Raw genomic sequence first — 2,545 nt, 5'->3', positions numbered from 1 at the left:
TGAGTTGAGGCGCTATCGAAGCCGTCGCTGTGATGGCCATTTCTGGATGTCCGGTTCCGGCCCGCCGGGGCGGGGCTTCCCTTCGATATAGGCACGAATATAGCCGATTTAAGCCTCTCCGTCGACGCGCTCCCTTGACACTGCCCCCACGCCGTCCGACAACGGTTTTGCTGACGGTTCCCACCCTTTCATTCGGAGGGGGGATCAAAAGGGAACGCGGTCGGTTCGGCGTGTCTGCCGGATCAAGCCGCGGCTGCCCCCGCAACTGTAGCCGGCGAGCGGTCTGTCCCGAAGCCACTGGACGCAGGATTTCCTGCATCCGGGAAGGCGGACAGAACGTTATGACCCGGCGAGCCAGGAGACCTGCCGTCAGCATCGTCGCCCGCCTTGATCCGGGGTGTGATCAGGGCACGGTCTTCCGTTCGGTGACGAGAGCGCAACGCACCGGTCCAAGGCATAATGCCGTGGAAGGCCCAGGAGACAGAAGACATGACTGAGAAGATCCCCGCCACCGTCATCACCGGCTTTCTCGGCGCCGGCAAGACCAGCCTGATCCGGCATCTGGTCGAAAATAACGGCGGCCGCCGCTTCGCCTTCATCATCAACGAATTCGGCGATCTCGGCGTCGACCGGGAACTGCTGACCGGCTGCGGCATCGAAGGCTGCAGCGAGGACGATGTGGTGGAGCTCGCCAATGGCTGCATCTGCTGCACTGTGGCGGACGATTTCCTGCCCGCCATCGAAGCTATTCTGGCCCGCCCGGAACGCCCCGATCACATCATCATCGAGACCTCCGGCCTCGCCCTGCCGAAACCGCTGGTGAAGGCCTTTGCCTGGCCGGAAGTGCGGACCCGAATCACCGTCGACGGCGTGGTCACCGTGATCGACGCGGCGGCCGTTTCCGAAGGCCGCTTCGCCGACGATCACGATGCAGTGCAGGACCAGCGCACGGCGGATGAATCCCTCGATCATGAAAGCCCGCTGGAGGAGTTGTTCGAGGAACAGCTCCAGTGCGCCGACATGGTGGTGCTGAACAAGACCGACCTGCTGGACGACGCCGGGCTCGCGAAGGTTAGGGAAGCCGTTGCGCCCTATCTCAGGAGCGCGGTGAAGACCGTCACCAGCGCCCATGGCCAGCTCGGCGCGGACGTGCTGCTCGGCCTTGGCGCGGCGGCGGAAAACGATCTCGACAGCCGCCCCTCGCACCATGACGACGGGCATGAGCACGACCACGAGGATTTCGACAGCTTCGTGCTGCCGCTTGGCGTGATCGAAGACGCGGAAGCCCTTGAGGAACGCATCATCGCCGCCGTTCAGAGCCACGACATTCTGCGCGTAAAAGGCTTCCTCGATATTCCGGGCAAGCCGATGCGGCAGGTGATCCAGGGTGTCGGCCCGCGCATCCAGCGCTATTTCGACCGCGACTGGCAGGCAGGAGAGACACGCGCCTCCCGTCTCGTGGTGATCGGCCATCACGGGCTCGACCGGGACGCCATCGCCAGCGCCATCGCCGGATAAGCACCCGTCTCGCAGACCCACCCGCATAAGGCGGAGGCTCCATGCATCTCCTCGCGGCTACACCCGGCTCGGTCACCGACGGCAGCGAAGCTGTCGATCTCGGTCAGACGCCGGGCGATATCCTGTTCCTGAGCGCGGCGGACACCGAACTCGCCTGCCTCGCACAGGGCTATGCACAAGTACGGGCCGGTCATGCCGGTCCGTTCCCGAGCCTGCGGCTGGCGAACCTCATGCAGCTCGGCCATAACCTTTCCGTCGACCTCTATGTCGAGGAGATGGTGGTTCACGCCAAACTGGTCGTCGTGCGCGTAATCGGAGGCACCGGCTATTGGCCCTATGGAGTCGAGCAACTCGCCGCCATCTGCCGGAAGAAAAAGATCCCGCTCGCCTTCCTGCCCGGCGACGATCAGCCGGACCCGGAGCTGACCGGGTATGGTAGCCTCGATACCGCTGCAACACAGCGGCTCTGGCGCTACATGATCGAGGGCGGGATCGGCAATGCCGCCGAGGCCATCCGTTTCGCCGCCAGCCGGATCGGGACAGAGACAGAATGGCGCGAACCCGCACCGCTGCCGAAGGCGGGATATTACCTGCCCGGCATGGCTCATCCGTCTCTGGAAGAGGTGCTGGCCGCGTCTGAACCCGGCGCGCATCCGGCCCCCATCGTGTTCTACCGGGCACTGGTGCAGGCTGGGAACACGGCACCGGTGGACGCTCTGATCGAGGCGATGCAGGCCGAGGGACTGGGCCCGGTGCCGATCTTCGTCTCCAGCCTCAAGGACCCGGTTTCCGCCGGTCTCGTGCGTGCTGCCATCGAGCAGGCGCCGCCGGGCGTGATTCTGAACGCCACCGGGTTTGCCGTCTCCAAGCCGGGCGCGCCCGGCGCTGAAACCCCGTTCGACGGCGGAGATTGCACGGTGTTGCAGGTGATCTTCTCCGGCGGCAACCGGGAGAGTTGGGAGGCCTCGACCAACGGCCTTTCCGCCCGCGACATCGCCATGAACGTGGCCCTGCCGGAAGTCGACGG

The 2,545-nt window shown here is 65.1% G+C and carries 2 protein-coding genes and 1 riboswitch; both genes read left to right on the top strand.

Annotated elements, in window-relative coordinates; all coding sequences use genetic code 11:
* The first annotated feature begins 157 nt into the window (after positions 1 to 157).
* A riboswitch (cobalamin riboswitch) is annotated at positions 158 to 386 on the top strand.
* A gap of 103 nt (positions 387 to 489) precedes the next feature.
* Positions 490 to 1,518, top strand: coding sequence for a cobalamin biosynthesis protein CobW (cobW, locus tag AAC126_RS22180; RefSeq protein WP_339857633.1), 1,029 nt, complete (start codon positions 490 to 492; stop codon positions 1,516 to 1,518).
* Between the two features lie 41 nt (positions 1,519 to 1,559).
* The coding region (locus AAC126_RS22175) for a cobaltochelatase subunit CobN (protein WP_339857631.1) at positions 1,560 to 2,545 on the top strand (986 nt) is incomplete at its 3' end.

The sequence above is a fragment of the uncultured Nisaea sp. genome (assembly GCF_963974195.1).
Taxonomy (GTDB): Bacteria; Pseudomonadota; Alphaproteobacteria; order Thalassobaculales; family Thalassobaculaceae; genus Nisaea.
Note: the sequence above shows the minus strand (reverse complement) of the source record. Positions and strands in the feature narration are given on the sequence as shown.